A 19,264-nucleotide genomic window follows, 5' to 3' on the forward strand; every position below is an offset into this window, starting at 1 on the left:
TCAGACCTTCCTTTCATGGCTTGTCTGATATATTAAAATAAACCCTAAAATAATCATTAAAGCAGCTAAAATATTCCATACTAAATCATAAGGTAGGATATCTACCCCATATCGAATCTGATGTAAACCCATCCACTTATGTTGAATAATTCCATCGTACAGTTGAAAAACACCTGCACCTAGAAGGATTCCCCCTACCCATCTCTTTAACCAAAAAGCATGCCGCCTATGAAGATCTGCAAGTAAAAAGGATGCTCCTATCGTAGCTATGAAGCTAAATGCATGAAAAAGCCCATCAGACACTAGTCCAATATCCGTAGTAGATTTATCGTAAAAATGGTGCCAATGAAGAAGCTGATGAAAAACTACTTCATCTATAAATGCTACAATTCCCAGTCCAAACAAAATACCTGTCCACATATTCTGTTTGGCATATACTCTTTTATTTGGATTTTTTTTATGAATGGAAGAGGTTTTTACAGAAGTTGTCATGTTTAACACCCTTTTTTAACTAAGTTTCTCCTTTTCAGAAAGGATTTAAACAGAAGGGTAGGGATATAGAAATAATAATAGTCAACAAAAATACTAAATAAAAAAGCAACCGAAATAGCTTCAGTTGCTTTTCTTCGATATAGCTTATACCAAACTTCCAATATATTTCAGGTTATCTACTGATTGTTCATCAGCCTTACCATCTAGAATATATTCGACATCTTGCAATGTTTGAGACAGGGAAACTTCGTGCCCAACTTGACCTGTAAAGGACTCTGCAACATAAAAGGGTTGTGTAAAATACGCTTCTAGTCGTTCTCCACGTTCGTAAGTATCTAATTCATTACTTCTAATTTTATCTAAACCATGCACAACAACTAACGAACGCAGCTCTTTATAACGTCTAAGTAATTTCTGTGCTCTTTGTCTTAAATTAAAGTGACGTTGATCTACGTCCACTCCTTCCACAAGTGAAGAAGTAGAAATAATTGGTTGAACTGCAGGATAAAGGTGACGTGCTGCAAGGTCAGCATCCAATTGCCACACTGTTTCTAAAGGTCCAAAAGGAATATCCTCATCGACCACTTCCCCAGAAAGGTCTAATAGTATTGTGGTGACATTTTTAATTCCTTCTTTGATCATTTTTTCTTGCAGATCTAATAACTGTCCCGACACCACATAACTATTATCTGTTATTAACAGGATATCCCCAGAAATTTCGGATAACTTCAAAAATGTCTCTTCGGTGGATTCAGTTAAATAATTCGCTAACTCAGTAATACCCTCTGTTTCAAGTTCTTCTTGTCGTGTTTTGGGCAATAAAAATATCGTCGTATAATCACCGTCTTTAAATCTGTGCAAAAGTTCCGCAAGAATAACTAACTGCCCCATTCCAGGTCTTGCAACTAAACCAGTTGTTCCCTCTTTTACTAATGGAGCAAAAAAATCGAGTGCTTTGATTTTTGTTTCAATCATATCCAACTTCTCCCCCCGTATGATTAGATCATCTACCTTACAATTTGCCAAAGAAGCTAGACCTACAAGGGTCCTTATCTCCGCCTTTCCCAAATCAATCTTCCCAGTACATAAATTCGAAACGGTCGCAGGTCTAATCCCTATTGATTTCGCCGCGGTCGTCAAATTGGGAACCTTTCTTCTTAGTAAAGCAACATTCAATCTTATATCTTCCATAATACCCCTCCTTATTACTTTTAATAGTAATTTAAATTACTCTAAAAATCAATTTATTTACTCCATAAAGTAAATATTTTTACCCCGAAAAAAGTAAATACCAGGTAATTCAACAATGTTAGTTGTTGAGTTACCTGGTATTTTTTATTTTTTTACTGTGCTTAATGATTTATTTAATAGATATAAAATTGATTCTGTAAAATGCCCTGGTGCAACACGCGACATCTCTTCAATTGTTTTATATTGAATTAGTTTAAACTGCGGGTGTTTTTCTAAACCTGGTAAAATACTATTCAAGATTCCTCGAGACTGGGAGTTCATCAAAATATCCGAAAAAGAGGAATTAATAGAAAATACGTCATCTGTGATTGTCAGTTCTTCTATCTGTACATTCGAAGTATTCGGCAGAACAAACCAATCTGTAACCGAGTAAATATCTACCTCGACAGGAGGAATCCCAACAGGTTCTTCTTTTACTGATGGGGATGAGGCCTTAACTTCCTTTTCAGGAGCTTTTTCTATTTCGGAAATCACTTCTGTATCAGGTGTTGGTGATGTTTCTAATTCAGGGGCAGGGATTGTTTCTGGAACCACTACTGGATTAGGTATAGGATTTGCCTCAGGATTTGGAATTGCCACTAAATTCAACTGAGCTTGTTGACCATCCAGCTGTGCTTTTGCATTCTCTAAAATAATATCTATGTTTTTCATAATTGCAGCTTGTTGTTCACTATTATCAATGGTCATTCCTGCTTTTATGTTGTTAGCATATTCTTGTAACGCCGCAATACGAGTTTGTTTTTGAGTTGCTGTAAAGCTATTCAGCTGATTTTCAGCAGCTTGCATTTCTCTTTGTAGTTCCACCTCAAGATCCTGCATTAAACGATCTCTTTCTGATGAGACCGCCCCTTCAATTTCCTGAACGGATTCCACCTTCTTGTTGTTAAACCAATTGTTCAGTAAACTTTGAATATCTTGATCTGCTAAAGCAGTTTTTACACCACCTGAGAGTCCCAAAAGTATAATTAGTAAAGCAATAATTATTGTCGCTTTTTTAATTTGTCTTTTCTTTTTGTATTTCTCAATTCTACTTAGCATTTATATTCCTCCAATTAGAAGAATAAGAACCTCTAAAGTAAGAGGTCCTTATTAATTTTAATTAATTGTTCATGCCACTTACTAAATCATCAAGTTCTTTTAATCCAGCTATTTGTAAACCTTTAGCTGCCAATGTGATAATTCTTTCTTGCTCTTTAACTAATGCATTTGTTTTCTTCGTAATTTCCCCACGTAGTTCAACAATTTTTGCATCAATCATGGCTTTGATTTCCACTACTGTTAAATCTCTTTCTTTATCAAGTTTCGCTTGAAGATCGGATTTTGCCCAATCGATTGTATCCTTTAAATCTTTCACCGCCACTGCAGTCGCCGCTTTAACGTCTGTATTTACTTTTTCAACAGCCGCTTTTCCAGTATCTCCAGTATATTTAGTTAAATCTTTGTCTGCATACTTTAATGCCTCTTTACCTGCCTCATTTATTAAACCTTGTGTAAAAGTTGAAAGCGAATCAAATTGACCTGCTAGGTAGGTTTCAATATGAGCTTTTTCATCTTTAATAGAATCGATATGCTCACGACTACGTTCATCGATAATATCACTTGCTACGCCTGCGACAAATTCTCCTTTTTCATTAATACTATCTCCAGCATCTGATTTAATAGTGTTATATTCTGTTGTAATTTCTTCTACTTTACTTCCCGCATATTCCGCTACTTGTTTATTTACTTCATTCGAAGAACTAGTAAATTGAGCTTTATACCAATTTTTTAAGTTTAAGCCAGCATCAGATGCTCCAAATGCTGCCCCCGCCCCTGCAAAAAGTGTTACTGCTACTGTTCCTGCGATTACTTTCCCTTTAACTGTTTTCATCATATTAACTATCTCCCTTTGATTTTATAATTTTGTATGAATTAGTCCATCTTACAATTATCAAATATGTTTATTTTATTTTTCATTAATTAATGCATTTACTCGTTCTTCTAACTTTAATTTAGCAGCTGCTTCTAATTCTGCAGCTTTTGACGAAATTGCAGTCTGTTGAGCAGTTACTAATTCTCCAGTTTTCTTCGCAATTAAGTCGAGTAGTCTAGCAATCTCATTGTCCACTGTTTTATTGATGGATTCGATTGAGGCACTACTCTTTTTATTTAGCAAATCCTGTAAGAAACCCTTTGTTGTACGAATCTCCCACTCCAAGTCACTAAGTGCTTTGTTGGTTTCTTTTTCAATTTCTGTATTTAAAAACGCAAGAGCAGCTTTGCCTTCCTTACTTGTTTGTGTTTTTAAATCCAATTCAGCTAAACTATAAGTTAATTTGCTAGCTGCTAATATTGCCTTATTCGCATCATCCTCAATTTTCTTAAATTGATTGTCGATGTTATTTTGAATTTCAGCTTTTTTATTATTAACTGAATTTATATAATCTCTACTTTCTTGATGAATGGAACTTTTTGCAGCTTCTGTTTCAGTATCCCTTGTCCCATTAATACTTTCAGTAGCACCTGTTTTTAATTCTTTTGCTTCATTATTAAATTCGAGCAATTTTTGGGTAGTATGTTTTGCCGATTCAATAGCTACCTCAGTATTCGCCTTTTTAAATTGTGAGTCATACCAACCTTTTAAACCTGCGCCAGCATCCGTTGCTCCAAATGCAACTCCTGTAGTCGATATTAGGCCTACTACCACTGCTCCTGCGATTAGTTTACGTTTAACTGTTTTTTTCAATGAAAAATCTCCCTTGGCACTGTAGTTTTTAGATTAGTGTTTATTTGCTTAACACATCTGCTAATAGTCCTTCAACCTCTTGTTCGAGCTCTTCTTTTATGAGTTCTTCGTCTTCGTCCATATACTCATCAAAGCTAACCTTTTCCAAATCTTTTATTGATTCAGCAAGACTTCTTTTAGTTTCATTTGAAAATCCCTCCAAATTGGAGTTTGTTGCCTCTACCTGAGTGTCTAAAAAAGTTGAAACATCAACATCAAGTTTTTCATTTGTTGTCGTTAGAAATAATTTCATTTCCATTAGAATCTCTTTAATACTTTTTGATGTTACAACTTCAAATGCCTCACTCTCCTCTTGAAATGATTGACCATACCATTTGGAAAGGGAAATTTGTGGCAAACCACTGGCATAAATGGTGCTGGATCCTAGTAGAACAAGAAATATCAAGATAGTTCCTATAACTTTTTTCATTGTTTACACCCCTTTCACTCGCCCCAACCATTCTATCCATATGCCCATTCTTTTATAACTATTATTTTAGAAATAATAACCTCCTTATAGTTATATAGTTTATTTTTACCTCCACTTCTCCTTAACAGTTAATCAGTTAGTGACAGAAGATTAACATAATTATACTTTCGCTAAATTTGCGGGTAACGGATTCTTCATAACCTCTACTTTTTCTACAAACAAAGTCATAAATTCTTTCCTTGCGACTTATTTTAGAGGCATAAAGTTACATATAAGCACTTTTTTTCTTCAAAATACCTTAACGATTGAGACTAATTACTTAAGTTAAAATAAAAAAACACACACAAATACTTGTGTGCGTTTCCTTATACCTATATACATATCACTTCTTTTATCTTATTTTTAGTTTTATCCTCTGAGTGACGAGGAGCATTTAGAGAATTAGTTATTATCGATTTTGAATAGCTAGCACTTATCTATCGCCTTATTGTTGCACACTAGCTATCCCTTCCACCGCTTCTTCTATAAACTCAATTATTTCCTGACTAACGGGATAGAGACCTAACGCTTCGGATGTATCTTCAGATTTCCGAACTTCCCAGAATTTATCAGCTAAGTCTTCATTTGCGAATGTAATACTGGATAAAATACGGATATCTTCCGCAATAATTTTTCCTTCTGGAGAATTTGGTGGTTTCCCTTCAGCCAAACATAGTTCGATTCGTTTTATAAGATTGATCCATTTCACTGTGTTATCTGCATCCTGTTCTAATTTTGGCAGACTAGCTGTTAAGGTTGCTCTTTCCTCTTCGGTAAATATTTCCTTCCATACATCTTCCTTACTATACTTTTGATGTTGTTGGAAAAGCGGTACTAATTCTTCCCACTTTAGCATCCCTTCGAGCTGGACTATGTTAAGTAAGGTGTTTGTATGCTCAATAGATTTTTGTAATTGCTGCATATCTACATTGAGTCGTTCTCGGTGCATTTTAAGTATGTCTGCAATAGAGACTCTTTCCACGATCTGCTGTATATCCTTTAGCGGAAGCGAAGCCGCTTTTAACAAGGTTATCTTTTCAAGCGATAAGAGATCCTCTTCCGAATAAAGCCTTTTACCACTTTCATGAATCATTGTTGGTTTAAATAAATTGATTTGATCGTAATAACGAATAGTACGGACAGAGATATGAAGTTTTTTTGATACCTCTCCGGTAGTGTAGTGAACCAATATTCATCCCCTCCATATAAAATGTCTTGCAGGTAACGTTACGTCACCACTTATTCTAAAAATAACATATTTCGTTATTGGAGGAATTACAAAATGAAAGAATTTTCGTTCAAAACAATGTTTTGGTCTTGGAGAGAACTTATACTGCTGTTATTGATAACTTTTTTATTTGTTCCTATAGTTATCGAGAACCTATTACAGGATGTTTTGTTTGTATTTTTGGAGGATAGCCTTTATTCAGGCACATTAACAGGACTCGTAATGTCTATTCTTTTCACAGGAGGAGTGTATGTCATCGCCTTGAGACCATATAACCTTTCATGGCGAGCTGTCGGCTTCAACTCATTCCAAACGTCCTATTGGAAGTCTATTATAACTTGGACAGTTTTTTTAATAGGAACTAGTGTAATAATAGTTATATTAATGGAACTCCTTGGGGGGACTTCAGAAAATACAAAGACACAAAGCCTACAAAGCAATATGGGAATTTTGTCATTTCTCATCGCTTTCGTATCAGCTGCTATCATTTCTCCTATTTATGAGGAGATTTTCTATCGCGGCTTTCTTTATAGATGGTTTAGAGTTAAGTGGGGAGTGCCAGCTGGGATATTACTTAGTTCTTCCGTTTTCATGCTTGTTCATATTCCTACCTATAATACATTGCCAGTCAATTTTCTTACGGGTGTTATATTTTCATGGACTTATGAAAAAACTGGATCCATATATCCTGGCATGATTATACATGGCGTCTTTAATGGTATTGCTGTGGTATTAACTGCTCTAAGTTAATAAAACTCCTCACCAAATAAGGTGAGGAGTTTTATATCGTTATACGATTTGATCAATAATGCCATAACTCATCGCTTCTTCAGCTGTCATAAAATAATCACGGTCAGAGTCTTTTGCTATTTTTTCAATGGACTGACCTGTTCGGTCTGAAAAGATTTGGTTAATTCTATCTTTCATCAACAGAATACGTCTAGCACTGATTTCAATATCACTTGCCTGACCTTGTGCCCCGCCAAGAGGTTGATGAATCATAATCTCACTGTTCGGTAAAGCAAAACGTTTTCCTTTTGCACCCGCAACTAATATCGTCGCACCAAATGAAGCAGCCATTCCCGTACAAATCGTACGTACATCTGGTTTAATGATCTGCATTGTATCATAAATTGCAAATCCAGAACTTACTGAGCCTCCTGGACTATTGATGTACAAAGAAATATCCTTCTCCGGATCATCTGCTTCTAAAAACAATAGTTGCGCCACGATATTATTAGCAACAACGTCATTGATTTCCGAGCCAAGGAAAATAATACGATCTTTCAATAATCTCGAATATATATCATATGATCGCTCGCCATGTCCTGTTTGTTCTACAACATATGGAATAAGGTTAGACATTTTCTTTCCCCTTTCTACGCTATAGCTAAAAGACCCTCTTCTTTCCAAAAAGTAAGCTGAGATAATAACCTAGCTACTTCTAATTGATAGAACGGAACAATTAGCACTTCGCCATTTTTCTTGAGGAACGAAATTAGCATATAAGAAGAATTGCCCTGTACGTATGAATGGACGATAGAGTGACTTGAGGAAGCGAGTTCTATTTTTCCACTTTGCATATATGGTTGTTGATGATCGTTCTGATAAACACGAATAACGGCATTCGGATCTCCACTGCTCCACGCGTGTAAATAAGACATAGCTGTTTCGTCTTCAACATCATATCGGAAGGATTCGTAGGATTTTTGCTTAGCATTTTTCCTAGCCCTGTTTAGAGCAGCTTTGATAGAACCCTCACTGACCGAAAGCAAATTTGCCGTTTCTTTTGAGGAGTAGCCAAATCCCATGACCAGTAATACCACCACCCTTTGCTTTGCGGACAGTTCATGTAATAACGCATAGATTCTTGGGAAAAGTTCTGCTGAAATTCCTTCTTGATAATTATAATTGGACATATCTTGATGCAAATTTTCTTCTATTTTACGTTTACGATGCTTATCGATCCAGGCATTGGAGGCAATACGAAACAAATAGGACTTTGCCATTTCCTTCGGCATTTTCATCCAACTTATATATGCTTTTTCTATCGTCTCCTGCATTAAGTCTTCTCCATCCCACTTTGTACGCGTCAGGGATAAACAATACTTCCTTAAACTATGCATAAAAGGCTTAATAGCCATCTCAAATTCCTCATTCAATTCAAACGGAGTTTTTTCAACAAGCGGCCGCATGTTTACCCCTCCTTCAAATTTGTCTTTCACTAATATAAACGGAAATATGGACTAAAAAGATACGGTCATAAAAAATTTTTTTAAACCTACCACTTATCGATGCGTATCATGTAATGGGTCAAATAGATCTTCCGCTGCATTTCTTACCATTGAAAAATTATCTACATTATAATGACCATGTAGTACTTTATTGTGATGATTAATAATTTGTTCTGCCGTAAGAACTGCTGAACCTGTTGTTGAATGTCCATCTCCAACTAACGTGACATCTAATTGTGAAACGGTTGCAGTTCGTACTGCTGTATCTATGCAGTGCTCCGTTTTGCAGCCCATAATTACTACATGTTGAACCTTCTGTTCTTCTAAATATTCTCTTAATCCAGTTCCATAAAATGAATTTGTTGCAGCTTTATCGAATGTCTTTGCGTCTGTAGGTATAGTAATACCTCTGTGGACTTGGAAGCCTTCTCCTTTTCCTTCTGCCACATCTGTATCTCTTACAAAAACGATAATAGCATCTGACTCAATTGCTTTTTTAATTACTAAATTGATGTTTTCTATTAACTGTTCTTTTAGAAATACACTACCTTCCTGGTCATTCCCTTCTATTAATTCCTGTTGCGCGTCAATGATTAATAATGCTTGTTTCATAACAACACCTCTTTTTATTTATTTTAAATTATTTCCGAAATACTGGACTAATGAAATATACCTTCCTTGCTCATGCCACTTGTTATATAGCTCAAATACTATATGGACATCCCCATTCACCTTTTCAACCAGTGATTTAACTTTTAAATAACTTCTCCAATAATCAAACATAATACTAGAAAGTGAACCCTGGTAAGACATCGAACCGAAATCATTCAAGTCATTATCACCATATTCTTCTGTAAAAGTGGTCAATAACTCAAGTTCAATAGCAGTTACTTCTTCAAATTGTTCGTCTGTTAAACAATACTTTCTAGGCAAATAAAAGCACATTCCTTCTTCAAACCAAATACTATCATGTCGTTCATCCTCAAATTCATCTACGAACAAATCAATATGATGCGTTAGTTCATGGGCCAGAATGACAAATAACTGGTCAGTACTAAAGTTCTCATAAAAACTTTGAATATGGGGTATTACCTTACCATCCAATTGGGAGACCAACAAGTTTTGCCACTCCTTTAGAATTGGGGACATATAAATGAAATCTTCTCTCGTGAATGCTGGTATTGGTATTGACGAGAAGGTAGTAGTCGCCAGTTCCCCCGTCGTCCAAAGTACTCCTTTAGGAATAGCGGTCAATTGATAATGTTCTTCCAATACATGCTGATATCCCTTTAGTTTTGCCATCAATTCTTTTGTGATAATATCATATTTAGCCGCTTCTTCAGGTGCCTCAAATGCTAAAATACTTTTCATATTACTTCCACCTTTATCTCATCCAACTTGTTTAACTTGTATAACATAGAACTCCCTTCGTAAAAACATGTCTCCCCTTAAAGTTTGGTCCATATCGCTTTTGTATAGGCAAGTTTAAGTCCTGCTCTTTCCATATTTCGATGACTTCCACTTCCATATGTAGCCTCACTAGTTATGTACCTTGCTCCTTTTTCAATTGCAATTTCAACACGTTTTTTAAGCAATGCAGAATGTACTCCCATATTACGATAACCAGGTAAAGTTGCAGATGCCGCCAAAGTCGCAATCTCTTCTTGCACATTTAAAACCGCAACTCCTACCGGAACATCTTGCTTGTAAGCAATGTAAAATTCCCAACCTGGAACTTCAAATAGAATTTCATTGTTTTGTTTAATCCCCTCTTGAATAAAAGCAGGTAGTCCGAATGCAGCCACGTAAATTGAAGCAAATAAATCAAAATCATTTTTACCTAGAGGTCGAATATCTAGAGAGGATGGCATACTCTGACTCTTAAAGCCTTTTACTTCTCCTATAAAAGATGCATGAAAGCCAGATTGATAAAACCCCAGTTCAGCTAGTTTTCTTAATAACTTTTCTGAACTGTTCGTAGGAGCAATCTCGACTCGAAAATTTATTGAAAGATTCTCATAGAAGCCAAAGATCTCTTCTATATGTGAAAGTACCTGTTCATTCAATCCTCGAACGGTATTAAAAGCTGGACCTGGAATATGTTTAACAGCAAAAGCATGAGTTGTGTCCTTAACTAATTGATGGACCCCCATTGGGTTACCGGGGATTGATTGTATGGCATTTAATCTGGAAGTTAATGTTTTTATTTCTGCCTGCTCGAGTATGCTTAATTTCATTCTAATCCCCCGTGACTTTTAACAAAATTTAATGCTCTTTGTGTCGAATCGATCAGTGATTCATCTCCTTTTCGTACCCTTCAAACTCGTTGAATAACTGTAACAAAACGAGTTCACTATTTAAAAATCTTCTATTTTCAAAATATCACCCTTTCCATTAAAAGGTGATTATCTTTTAAATTCTTAACAATTTGAAACCCACATTTTTTATAACAATTTATAGCCCGTTGGTTAGTGTCTTTGACATCCAGAACCACCATAGATACATCGAACTTTGAACTTAAGTACTCTAACAAAGTACTAATCATCTGGGTCCCTATCCCCTTGCCCCACAGTCCAGTTTCTCCGATAAATTGGTCAATTCCATAGATAGACTTTTCCAAAGGATATCCGTATATCTTTAGTTGATCTTTTGGGATTTCATAATATTGTATATAACCAATTGGTGCACTTTTATATTCCAATATGCAAGCCGTCACGTAATGCTCACTGTTAAATCTGGGGCCATATTTAGTAACGACTTGTTCAAATGTTAGCCTTGGACCATAATATTTTAAGACCAAATCATCATTTAGCCATTTAGTCATATAAGGATAATCGTTTTCATTCATAACTCTAATAGTTAAATCACATTTATGAACCATAATTTCCTCACCCTTACTTGTCGCAAAAATCCGGAATATTGGAGTGAATATAAAAACCTTCTAATAACGTCTTCCCACCCTCATATAATGATATATTGTACTTTTCATCTAAGGTCGTTATAAGTGAGACATCGTGACCTTCTGGAAACTCCATTTCCTCTGCACCTTCTCTTCTACTATTATTTATTTCCTTTATAATTTTCTTCAGCATTTTTTCATCAGTTATCTCCAACAATTCTTCTGTACCCATACATTGGACGGTAATACTGTCAACCTCTTCAATAATAAGGGGTGTTTGGTTACTACATGAAACGAGCAAAAATATAACCAGTAAGATAAGAACATGAACCATTTTTTTGAATGTAAATACATAATCACCCTCCCACTCTACTATTATCTTATACTTCAGAATATTTCACATCATTATTCATTTCTGCTAAAATATAATACATACAATAGCTATTAAAACGAGTTTAAAGGGGAGTTTGTCATGAATCAAAAAAGGTACCGCAGACGTAATACGATGGCTTTTACGGTATTGGCGTATTTTACGTTAATTGCCGGGGTTTTCATGTTCTGTATTGGTCTCTATAATGCTGATAACTTACAGCTAAATGAAAAAGGATATTATATTGCAGTTATGATATTGGTTGCAGTTGGAGCCATCCTTACACAAAAAGTTACACGAGACAATGCTGAAGATAACGACATTATCGCCGAGCAGGAACAAGAACGACAAATGAGCAGTAACCGAATTCCACCTAGCACGAAAGAATTATCATAACTAAGCCTTAAATCCTGTTGTTGTATACACAGGATTTTTTATTGTTCAACCCTGTTTATATGTACTATGCCATTATCTTGCTCTAGTACGAAAACATCTGGATTTTTCATCTGTTGCCACCCAGCAAATCCGAATGTCGGAACATAGTGATTAATGAGCAGGGATAAAATATTCCCATGAGAAATGATGCCTACATGATGCATTTGGTCATTTTCGAAAACCTTGTCCATGACCTTTTGTATGCGCTTTAATGCCTGATTACTTGATTCTCCACCTGAAAATGTTAAATCTCTTTCTACAAAGGTTCTTTCCAGATGCTCTAACCAATCCTCCATAGGATCCGCACTCAACACTCGTTCTTGTAAATTGTCATCTATTATAATAGGAATTCCTATACTTTCTGAAAAGGGTTTAATTGTTTGCAAAGCTCTTTGATATGGACTAGAAATAATATGATCTATATGACATTTTTCTAATATAGGAACAAGCTTTAAAGCCTCCTCTCTTCCTTCATTCGTTAACTCTGCAATAGGATCTTGCCCTGTCGCCTTACAATGTCTGACTAAGTATATTTTCTTTTCAACCATCTTTTCACCTCTATTGTTAATTCGCCATTTCTACTTTTATTCCTGTTAAATATATGAATTTTCGGAACTATTATATATACTTTATATAATAACTATAGAGGAGTGATTAAGATGAAAAATGTTCTACAGGTGATTGAGAAGTAAAGATTAATACACTTTTTCTTTTCAATCCAATAAACCTATACAATACTTTAGGATGAAAAGAGGAATAATATTGTACCTAGACAATGAATTAGTTATCAGACCTATTAAGAATGAGGATTTAACTAGACTATGGGAATTAATGTGCAAAGATGAAAAGCCAGAATGGAAAAAATGGGATGCCCCATATTATGAATATACATCTGTCCCATATGATACCTTTATGGAAAAGGCTGAATCATATATTAATCGAGAAAATTTCTGGGGAATTGAAGTAGATGGTGTGTTAAGAGGAATTGTTTCTTATTATTGGGAGCATGAGCCTTCTAAGTGGTTGGAAATGGGCATTGGATTTCACGAAGCAGGTAGTTGGGGGAAAGGTTTAGGGACCCGTGCATTAAGCCTTTGGATGAATCACCTATTTACAACACTGCCACTTGTTCGCGTTGGCTATACAACTTGGTCAGGTAATCATCGTATGATTCGAGTTGGTGAAAAATTAGGTATGACAATGGAAGCCCGTATTCGAAAGGTACGTATCTATAACGGGAAATACTACGATTCGATTCGTATGGGGATATTACGAGAAGAATGGGAAAGCTTCACAAACAACAATTAATCCAAATTGTGTCGGTTAGTACAATATAATAAGGAATCCTCACACTTATTATAAGTAGAGTGGAACATTTATTGATATACTACTTAAATAATAATCTAATATGTAGGTGAAATCAGTATGTTGTCCTTTATTTTAACCGTAAAAAGATTTCTAGAAGCTTTTGTTAAAGCTTTTAAAAATCCTATGTTCTTGTCTCTCTTTACTACGTTATTTCTTATCATTCTATCTGGTACGCTCTTCTACACGAAAAAAGAAGGGTGGGGTGTCATAGATGCCATTTACTTTTGTGTTGTGAGTTTAATCCCAACTGGCGTAAATACAAACTTATCACCTGTTACCAGTTTAGGTAAAATATTTACAATGCTCTATCTGGTTGTAGGTACAGGAGTTATGTTTATAACGCTACTTACTTTAGGGAAAACAATGATTAATACAAAAGCTTTTGAAGAGAGAAAAACAGAGGGACAAAAGAAATTGAATGAGTATAGGGAGAAAAAGTAAGTAAATGAGCATGAAAACCGAGGGCTTCCAGTGGAATGCCTTGGTTTTCTTTTTGTATATATTATCTTATTGAAATGTAAAGGAGAACTCTTTACTTTCAACGAACTAATTACTTAGAGGAATAGTAAAAGGAGGAACACAATGACATACGAATTAACAGATCACCTTGGTAGAAAAGTAGTTCTCCCTGAGTCGCCTAAACGTATTATTTCCATATGCCCTGCTATTACCGAAACACTTTTCTCATTAGGGTTAGAAAAGGAAATTGTTGGCCGGACGAAATATTGTATATTCCCTAAAGGGATAGTTGACCAGGTGCAGATTGTTGGAGGAACGAAAGAGATCAATTTTGAGAAAGTCAAAAAGATTCAACCGGATCTTATTTTTGCTGAAAAAGAGGAAAATACAGAAGAAATAGTACTGGAACTTGAAAAAATAGCACCTGTTTTTGTGTTAGAGGTAAAATCCATACAGAATGCTTATAGATTTATTACTACATTAGGTGAAGTTACAGCAACTACAATGACTGCAAAACTTCTCCTAACAGCCTGTCAAAAATCTTTTCAGTCTATAAAAAGTAGAGAGAACGGTAAAGCTGCATATGTTATTTGGCGAAAACCTTATATGGTCGTTGGTGGTACAACTTACATAAATGACGTACTACAAGTAATGGGCTTTGAAAATCCTTTTACAAATGAAGAATCGAGATATCCTACAGTAACAAATGAACAGCTTACAAATGCCAATCTGGATAAACTTTTTCTTGCCTCTGAACCATTCCCATTTCAACAAAAGCATTTAGCTGAGTTTCAAGCATTTCTCCCAAATACAGAAATAATATTAGTCGATGGTGAAATGTTTTGGTACGGCTCTAGAATGCTTGTGGCTGGAGAGTATCTAGCAGAATTAGTGAATAACTAAGAGCAATCCCTAGAGCTTTCAGGATAGTATAAAACTCATTGAAGGAAAACGAATTAATTTAAAAAGACTTTTAAATTGAGAGTGGGGATTATTTTGTTGTTTCAAAATGGGAATTTAAAAGTTCGTAAATTAGAAAAAAAGGATAATTACCTGTTAGCAAGATGGCTTTCGAACCCGTCAGTTCTTGAATTTTATGAAGGCAGAGACAATCCTTTTGATTTAGATAAAGTTAATAAAGTCTTTTATGATTCCGAAGATGATGAATTTAAATGCATTGTAGAATTTGATGGTAACGAAATAGGATATATTCAATTCTATCTTTTGGATGATGAAACGAAAAAAGAATATGGATATTTTGACGAAAATATTTATGGTACAGATCAATTTATAGGTGAAGTAGAGTATTGGAATAGAGGGATTGGAACATTCCTTGTTACATCAATGGTTAAATTTTTAATCGAACATAAAAAGGCTGACCGAGTAATTATGGACCCTCAAATAAGAAATGCAAGGGCTATAAAATGCTATCAGAAATGTGGTTTTAAAAAAGTTAAAATACTTCCTAAGAACGAGTTACACGAAGGAGTATATCAGGATTGTTGGTTGATTGAATATCAATTATGATTATATTTTTAAGTAACGAGGGACTTTTATTGCTAAATGACCATATATATATGAGACATCTAACTGGAGTGCCGAACATTTCGTAAATTTTGTACATTAAGGGAAGTTTAAGCTGAAAAAGTCGTATTCCTGTACGATAAGGAACCGACTTTTTTGTATTTAGCTTGTTAAACTATAGGGCTAGTTGACCTAACTCTGATACCAATATAAAGACAAGTCATTCATTGTAGAAGCGTACCCCTGTTGTCTTAACATAGTTGTTATGTTACCTCGGTGATAAGTACCATGATTAGTAACATGAAACAAAATTTCTGAGTAAGCAGTTTCTCTAGCACCTGACCATGGATTATTCAAATTAATTTTTTGTTCCAAATCTTTTTGACTATTCATCCATTTTTCATACTGAGATGCCAGTTCTTCAAATGACTCTACAAATTCATCTACAGAAAATAGATTAGTCTTTTCTAATAAAGCTATAGAAGCTTCTAATGCTTCTTTCATGTCAAACCCTTTAAGCACTTGTAACCACATAACGTCTACCACATAGATGTGACTAAAAGTTTGAGCAATATTTGGATAGGAACTGCTAACCTCTTCATATAGGACATTGCTTGGTAATTCTTTTACTCTTTCTAGTAACACCTTATTAGCCCAAATATGGTAATTATACATATTGTTTGCATGATGCATTTAACCTCTACTCCTTTTTTGTTTTAAACTTGGTACTTGTTTATTATAAAAAAAGATATATGACAGCAGCTTGTCATACATCTTGATAAACTTTTATTAATTTTTTTGCCTCATCTATTATAATTGATTGCAGTTCCACAGGTTTTATAATTTTAGCTCCACTTCCAAAGCTTAAAAGAATAGATTTAAGCCACCCAGCATGTAGAGGTTTATAAACAGAAAATGTAAATGTCATACTTCCATCCCCGTTAATGACTTTTGAGGAATTCTGGAATTGGTCTAATACTTCTGCTAAGGAGTTAGGATTTACCCAGATTACTACATCTTCAAACCCATCTATATTATTATTTGAATAAGACAATTCATCTTTAATTTCATGATTTTGTAGAAAGTTTTCTTTTGTTAGAGTTATACTCATCATACGCGATACTCTGAATTCTCTATAATTATGACGTTCTCTGCAATAGCCATATAAATACCAGTTACGAAACTTATAGTGAAGGTGAATAGGTTCTAATTGTCGTGATGTAAGTTCATTTTTATTACTTACATAATCAAACCTGATCACCCTTTGATCATTTATAGCATTCCTTAGATCTATTAATGAGTTTGGTTCTGTCCTATTGCTTTCCAAGTCAACCAATAAAGTCTTATTGCTGCTATTTGTATCTAATAGTTTTAATCTATCTATCGTTTGTTCAACTTCCTTGTCTTCAAAAATACTTAACAAACTACTTAACACTGTTATAAGATTCAATACGTCATAAGAACCAATTAAGCTTTTATCAAATTTATAACCTTCTATTATACCGAATCCACCGTTAGTACCTTGGTATGAAACAACTGGTATTCCAGCCGCACAAATAGCTTCGATGTCTCTGTAAATTGTCCGCGATGATACTTGAAATTCATTAGCTAAACTAGATGCGGACAAAACTTCATTATGTAATAGCTTAAATACAATTGATATCAAACGCTCTAACTTCAATTCTCTTTTCCTATCCTTTCCTCAATAATTGATCAAGCGACCATTGTCATTCCATTGACCGTACATTTTATTTTCTCTAGTATTTTCAATAAACTTATCCAATCTTTTATTAAAGACTTCAGGTTCATTTCTATTGCTTTGTATTGTATCAATTCTAATCCTCCTGTATAGTTCAGGAAAATTAATGAAGTTCTCATATAACTGGTCATCTTCTTTCAAACGAGTTTCAATATCTTTATCTATAGTAAAAGATTCAAGTCTCATATCAGGGAGAATTCTCAGTCCTTCTTCTTTCATCCAGCCTAATTTATCTAATCTCCTTACCCTTTCTAAATTTAATTGTGTCCAATTACTTTTTTGCTTTCTTGGGGAAAGCCTTTGGGCTAGTTCAGTATCTGATATTTTCTTCTTTATGCCATCAATCCATCCAAAACATAGTGCTTCTTCAACTGCATCTAAATACTGGATGACTTCTGATTGTTCATTCATACTTACTATTACCCAACAAAAAAATTCTGTTTTTGAATTTTCCTCAAACCAAACTCTTAAATCCGACCTTGTCTTAATTCTAATTAAATTATTAATTTCCATTTTTATACTCATCCTTTCTAAACAAAATATTTGTACCAAGTATAACTGTTTTGCTTAGTTTATTAGAAATACAAAATGACTACGGGTCTTATCCTGATTTCACTAACGCCCACAGTTTAGTTGGAAATGGGAGAGGGTTCTGTTCCATGATTATAATCGGTGTTTAAATATTTTTTAATAATAACTTAGCACAATAGAAATACAAAAACACCGAATAGATCCACTTTTCTACAAGTGTACACTATTCGGTGTTCGGTTCAATCAAGTTGCTACCTTTAATGTAAGATTTAGTTTACTTAATCGGTGTGCGCGACAGCTCTTACCTCAATCAGTTGCTCTGGGAACGCCAAGTAAGTCACGCCGATACAGCTGCCGGCTGGACGATGCTCTCCTATATATTCCTTAAACAGTCCAATGACTTGCTCGAAATGCTCTTGAGGATTTGTTAGATAGAGTTCAACATATGCAATGTTTGACTTCGTTACACCAAATCCCTCCAGTACACGGTCGAGATTTTCAAGGGTTTGTCGTGCCTGTGCTTCTATGTCACCTTCGCCTACGAACACCCCCTCCTGATTGTGGGAAAATTGTCCTGAAATGTAAATAGTGTCGTTGACGCTGTATCCTTGGGTAATTCCATGATCCCAAAGATTGTGGTTGTAGGTTTTAACATTAGCCATTACTTTTTCTCTCCTTTATTTTAAAGTAAATTAAGTATAGAATGAACAGAAACAAATAAATAGTACGCACATTTTTGGTAGCTACTGTCAGAAAGGATAGTGTCAACATGAGTATGGCTGATTATAAAGAAAAGGGGAATATCCAGGAAACGCCTTTTGGATATACATTATCAGTGATTGGTGGTAAATGGAAAATGCTCATCCTCTACCTACTAGCAGAAAAACAACCTGTTCGTTTTAATGAAATGAAAAGAATAATAGGAGCTATTACCTTTAAAACGTTAAGTTCACAACTTAAAGAGTTGGAAGCAGACGGGATGGTTTTACGGAAGGAGTATCCTCAAATCCCTCCTAAAGTTGAGTACAGTCTCACACATAAAGCAACTACTCTATTACCTGTTTTGGAACAGTTATGTGAATGGGGAGAAAAAAACAGCAATAATTAACTTCCATTTATTTAGCTGTTTAAGTTTTTAACTCCTTAATAAGTGTGATGAGAAGAGAGAGCTCTATTTTAATGGGGCTTTTTTACTTACCCAAAATTTTAGTTAGTCTAACTCTTTTCAGTAGTACATGATCATCTGGACATATTGCATGAACTCCATGAACTTTTGCCTCAACAATATACAAATAATCCGATGATCAATACAACTAACTATCTAGCATATTAATTGAAAAATTTAACGTAGTTTTGTAACACAATAAAAACTAGCAGCAGTTCAAAATCCTAATTGATATTTTAATCATATTATTGTTATAACCGTGTTTCACTTACTTTTACACGATTCATGAAATAAGGTGCCTTTTTGAAGAAGGAAT

At 34.8% G+C, this 19,264-nt stretch carries 26 protein-coding genes; 7 read left to right on the forward strand and 19 right to left on the reverse strand.

The window, feature by feature from the left end:
- From MKY60_RS19195 to MKY60_RS19225, 7 genes are all read right to left on the reverse strand, one after another.
- Complete coding sequence (locus MKY60_RS19195) at positions 1-420, reverse strand: DUF2243 domain-containing protein (RefSeq protein WP_241598251.1); 420 nt, start codon at positions 418-420, stop codon at positions 1-3.
- Positions 421-636: 216 nt separating this feature from the next.
- The gene (locus MKY60_RS19200) at positions 637-1,683 is read right to left on the reverse strand and encodes a hypothetical protein (RefSeq protein WP_340930929.1); all 1,047 of its coding nucleotides are present in this window, start codon (positions 1,681-1,683) and stop codon (positions 637-639) included.
- Positions 1,684-1,827: 144 nt separating this feature from the next.
- The gene (locus tag MKY60_RS19205; RefSeq protein WP_340930930.1) at positions 1,828-2,781 is read right to left on the reverse strand and encodes a hypothetical protein; all 954 of its coding nucleotides are present in this window, start codon (positions 2,779-2,781) and stop codon (positions 1,828-1,830) included.
- Between the two features lie 61 nt (positions 2,782-2,842).
- On the reverse strand, positions 2,843-3,616 hold the full coding sequence (locus MKY60_RS19210; protein ID WP_340930931.1) for a hypothetical protein: 774 nt from the start codon (positions 3,614-3,616) through the stop codon (positions 2,843-2,845).
- Between the two features lie 72 nt (positions 3,617-3,688).
- Positions 3,689-4,468 carry a hypothetical protein gene (locus tag MKY60_RS19215; protein ID WP_093496281.1) on the reverse strand — a complete coding sequence of 260 codons (780 nt, stop codon included), beginning with the start codon at positions 4,466-4,468 and terminating at the stop codon, positions 3,689-3,691.
- A 40-nt stretch (positions 4,469-4,508) separates the two neighbouring features.
- Complete coding sequence (locus MKY60_RS19220) at positions 4,509-4,937, reverse strand: hypothetical protein (protein WP_093496280.1); 429 nt, start codon at positions 4,935-4,937, stop codon at positions 4,509-4,511.
- A 484-nt stretch (positions 4,938-5,421) separates the two neighbouring features.
- Positions 5,422-6,165, reverse strand: coding sequence for a MerR family transcriptional regulator (locus MKY60_RS19225; RefSeq protein WP_093496279.1), 744 nt, complete (start codon positions 6,163-6,165; stop codon positions 5,422-5,424).
- Between the two features lie 93 nt (positions 6,166-6,258).
- Here MKY60_RS19225 and MKY60_RS19230 point away from each other — a divergent pair, with 93 nt between their 5' ends.
- Positions 6,259-6,954 carry a CPBP family intramembrane glutamic endopeptidase gene (locus MKY60_RS19230; protein WP_093496278.1) on the forward strand — a complete coding sequence of 232 codons (696 nt, stop codon included), beginning with the start codon at positions 6,259-6,261 and terminating at the stop codon, positions 6,952-6,954.
- 39 nt (positions 6,955-6,993) lie between these two features.
- Here the strand turns inward: MKY60_RS19230 and clpP are convergent, their stop codons facing one another.
- From clpP to MKY60_RS19265, 7 genes are all read right to left on the reverse strand, one after another.
- Complete coding sequence (gene clpP, locus MKY60_RS19235) at positions 6,994-7,569, reverse strand: ATP-dependent Clp endopeptidase proteolytic subunit ClpP (protein ID WP_093496277.1); 576 nt, start codon at positions 7,567-7,569, stop codon at positions 6,994-6,996.
- Positions 7,570-7,583: 14 nt separating this feature from the next.
- Positions 7,584-8,399 carry a sigma-70 family RNA polymerase sigma factor gene (locus MKY60_RS19240; RefSeq protein ID WP_093496276.1) on the reverse strand — a complete coding sequence of 272 codons (816 nt, stop codon included), beginning with the start codon at positions 8,397-8,399 and terminating at the stop codon, positions 7,584-7,586.
- A 93-nt stretch (positions 8,400-8,492) separates the two neighbouring features.
- Complete coding sequence (locus tag MKY60_RS19245; RefSeq protein ID WP_093496275.1) at positions 8,493-9,050, reverse strand: isochorismatase family protein; 558 nt, start codon at positions 9,048-9,050, stop codon at positions 8,493-8,495.
- Between the two features lie 18 nt (positions 9,051-9,068).
- Entirely contained in the window at positions 9,069-9,809 is a 741-nt protein-coding gene (locus MKY60_RS19250) for a hypothetical protein (protein WP_093496274.1), read from the reverse strand.
- 77 nt (positions 9,810-9,886) lie between these two features.
- Entirely contained in the window at positions 9,887-10,675 is a 789-nt protein-coding gene (locus MKY60_RS19255) for a GNAT family N-acetyltransferase (RefSeq protein WP_093496273.1), read from the reverse strand.
- Positions 10,676-10,812: 137 nt separating this feature from the next.
- The gene (locus MKY60_RS19260) at positions 10,813-11,319 is read right to left on the reverse strand and encodes a GNAT family N-acetyltransferase (protein WP_340930932.1); all 507 of its coding nucleotides are present in this window, start codon (positions 11,317-11,319) and stop codon (positions 10,813-10,815) included.
- Positions 11,320-11,332: 13 nt separating this feature from the next.
- Positions 11,333-11,554, reverse strand: coding sequence for a hypothetical protein (locus tag MKY60_RS19265; RefSeq protein ID WP_340930933.1), 222 nt, complete (start codon positions 11,552-11,554; stop codon positions 11,333-11,335).
- Between the two features lie 255 nt (positions 11,555-11,809).
- Here MKY60_RS19265 and MKY60_RS19270 point away from each other — a divergent pair, with 255 nt between their 5' ends.
- Positions 11,810-12,103: a YiaA/YiaB family inner membrane protein gene (locus tag MKY60_RS19270; RefSeq protein ID WP_090565861.1), complete on the forward strand. Its 294-nt coding sequence runs from the start codon at positions 11,810-11,812 to the stop codon at positions 12,101-12,103.
- Between the two features lie 38 nt (positions 12,104-12,141).
- Here the strand turns inward: MKY60_RS19270 and MKY60_RS19275 are convergent, their stop codons facing one another.
- A complete protein-coding gene (locus MKY60_RS19275) occupies positions 12,142-12,690 on the reverse strand; it encodes a histidine phosphatase family protein (protein WP_241598110.1) in 549 nt (182 codons plus the stop codon).
- A 214-nt stretch (positions 12,691-12,904) separates the two neighbouring features.
- Here MKY60_RS19275 and MKY60_RS19280 point away from each other — a divergent pair, with 214 nt between their 5' ends.
- From MKY60_RS19280 to MKY60_RS19295, 4 genes are all read left to right on the forward strand, one after another.
- Positions 12,905-13,450 (forward strand): GNAT family N-acetyltransferase, encoded by a 546-nt coding sequence (locus tag MKY60_RS19280; protein WP_340930934.1) that lies wholly within the window; start codon positions 12,905-12,907, stop codon positions 13,448-13,450.
- A gap of 117 nt (positions 13,451-13,567) precedes the next feature.
- Positions 13,568-13,951 carry a potassium channel family protein gene (locus MKY60_RS19285; protein WP_093496268.1) on the forward strand — a complete coding sequence of 128 codons (384 nt, stop codon included), beginning with the start codon at positions 13,568-13,570 and terminating at the stop codon, positions 13,949-13,951.
- Positions 13,952-14,092: 141 nt separating this feature from the next.
- Positions 14,093-14,872: an ABC transporter substrate-binding protein gene (locus MKY60_RS19290; RefSeq protein ID WP_340930935.1), complete on the forward strand. Its 780-nt coding sequence runs from the start codon at positions 14,093-14,095 to the stop codon at positions 14,870-14,872.
- A 93-nt stretch (positions 14,873-14,965) separates the two neighbouring features.
- The gene (locus MKY60_RS19295; protein WP_245402425.1) at positions 14,966-15,496 is read left to right on the forward strand and encodes a GNAT family N-acetyltransferase; all 531 of its coding nucleotides are present in this window, start codon (positions 14,966-14,968) and stop codon (positions 15,494-15,496) included.
- Positions 15,497-15,685: 189 nt separating this feature from the next.
- Here the strand turns inward: MKY60_RS19295 and MKY60_RS19300 are convergent, their stop codons facing one another.
- The 4 genes from MKY60_RS19300 to MKY60_RS19315 all read right to left on the reverse strand — a co-directional run bounded on the left by MKY60_RS19300 (position 15,686) and on the right by MKY60_RS19315 (position 18,445).
- A complete protein-coding gene (locus tag MKY60_RS19300; protein WP_093496266.1) occupies positions 15,686-16,186 on the reverse strand; it encodes a DinB family protein in 501 nt (166 codons plus the stop codon).
- 73 nt (positions 16,187-16,259) lie between these two features.
- On the reverse strand, positions 16,260-17,174 hold the full coding sequence (locus tag MKY60_RS19305) for a helix-turn-helix transcriptional regulator (RefSeq protein WP_093496265.1): 915 nt from the start codon (positions 17,172-17,174) through the stop codon (positions 16,260-16,262).
- 21 nt (positions 17,175-17,195) lie between these two features.
- Positions 17,196-17,765, reverse strand: coding sequence for a YdeI/OmpD-associated family protein (locus MKY60_RS19310; protein WP_090565845.1), 570 nt, complete (start codon positions 17,763-17,765; stop codon positions 17,196-17,198).
- A 296-nt stretch (positions 17,766-18,061) separates the two neighbouring features.
- Positions 18,062-18,445 (reverse strand): RidA family protein, encoded by a 384-nt coding sequence (locus MKY60_RS19315; RefSeq protein ID WP_090565843.1) that lies wholly within the window; start codon positions 18,443-18,445, stop codon positions 18,062-18,064.
- A 107-nt stretch (positions 18,446-18,552) separates the two neighbouring features.
- Here MKY60_RS19315 and MKY60_RS19320 point away from each other — a divergent pair, with 107 nt between their 5' ends.
- Positions 18,553-18,891 (forward strand): winged helix-turn-helix transcriptional regulator, encoded by a 339-nt coding sequence (locus MKY60_RS19320; protein ID WP_090565842.1) that lies wholly within the window; start codon positions 18,553-18,555, stop codon positions 18,889-18,891.
- The last annotated feature ends 373 nt before the right edge of the window (positions 18,892-19,264 follow it).

Origin of the sequence: Psychrobacillus sp. FSL K6-1415, assembly GCF_038003185.1 — a bacterium.
GTDB lineage: Bacteria > Bacillota > Bacilli > Bacillales_A > Planococcaceae > Psychrobacillus > Psychrobacillus psychrodurans.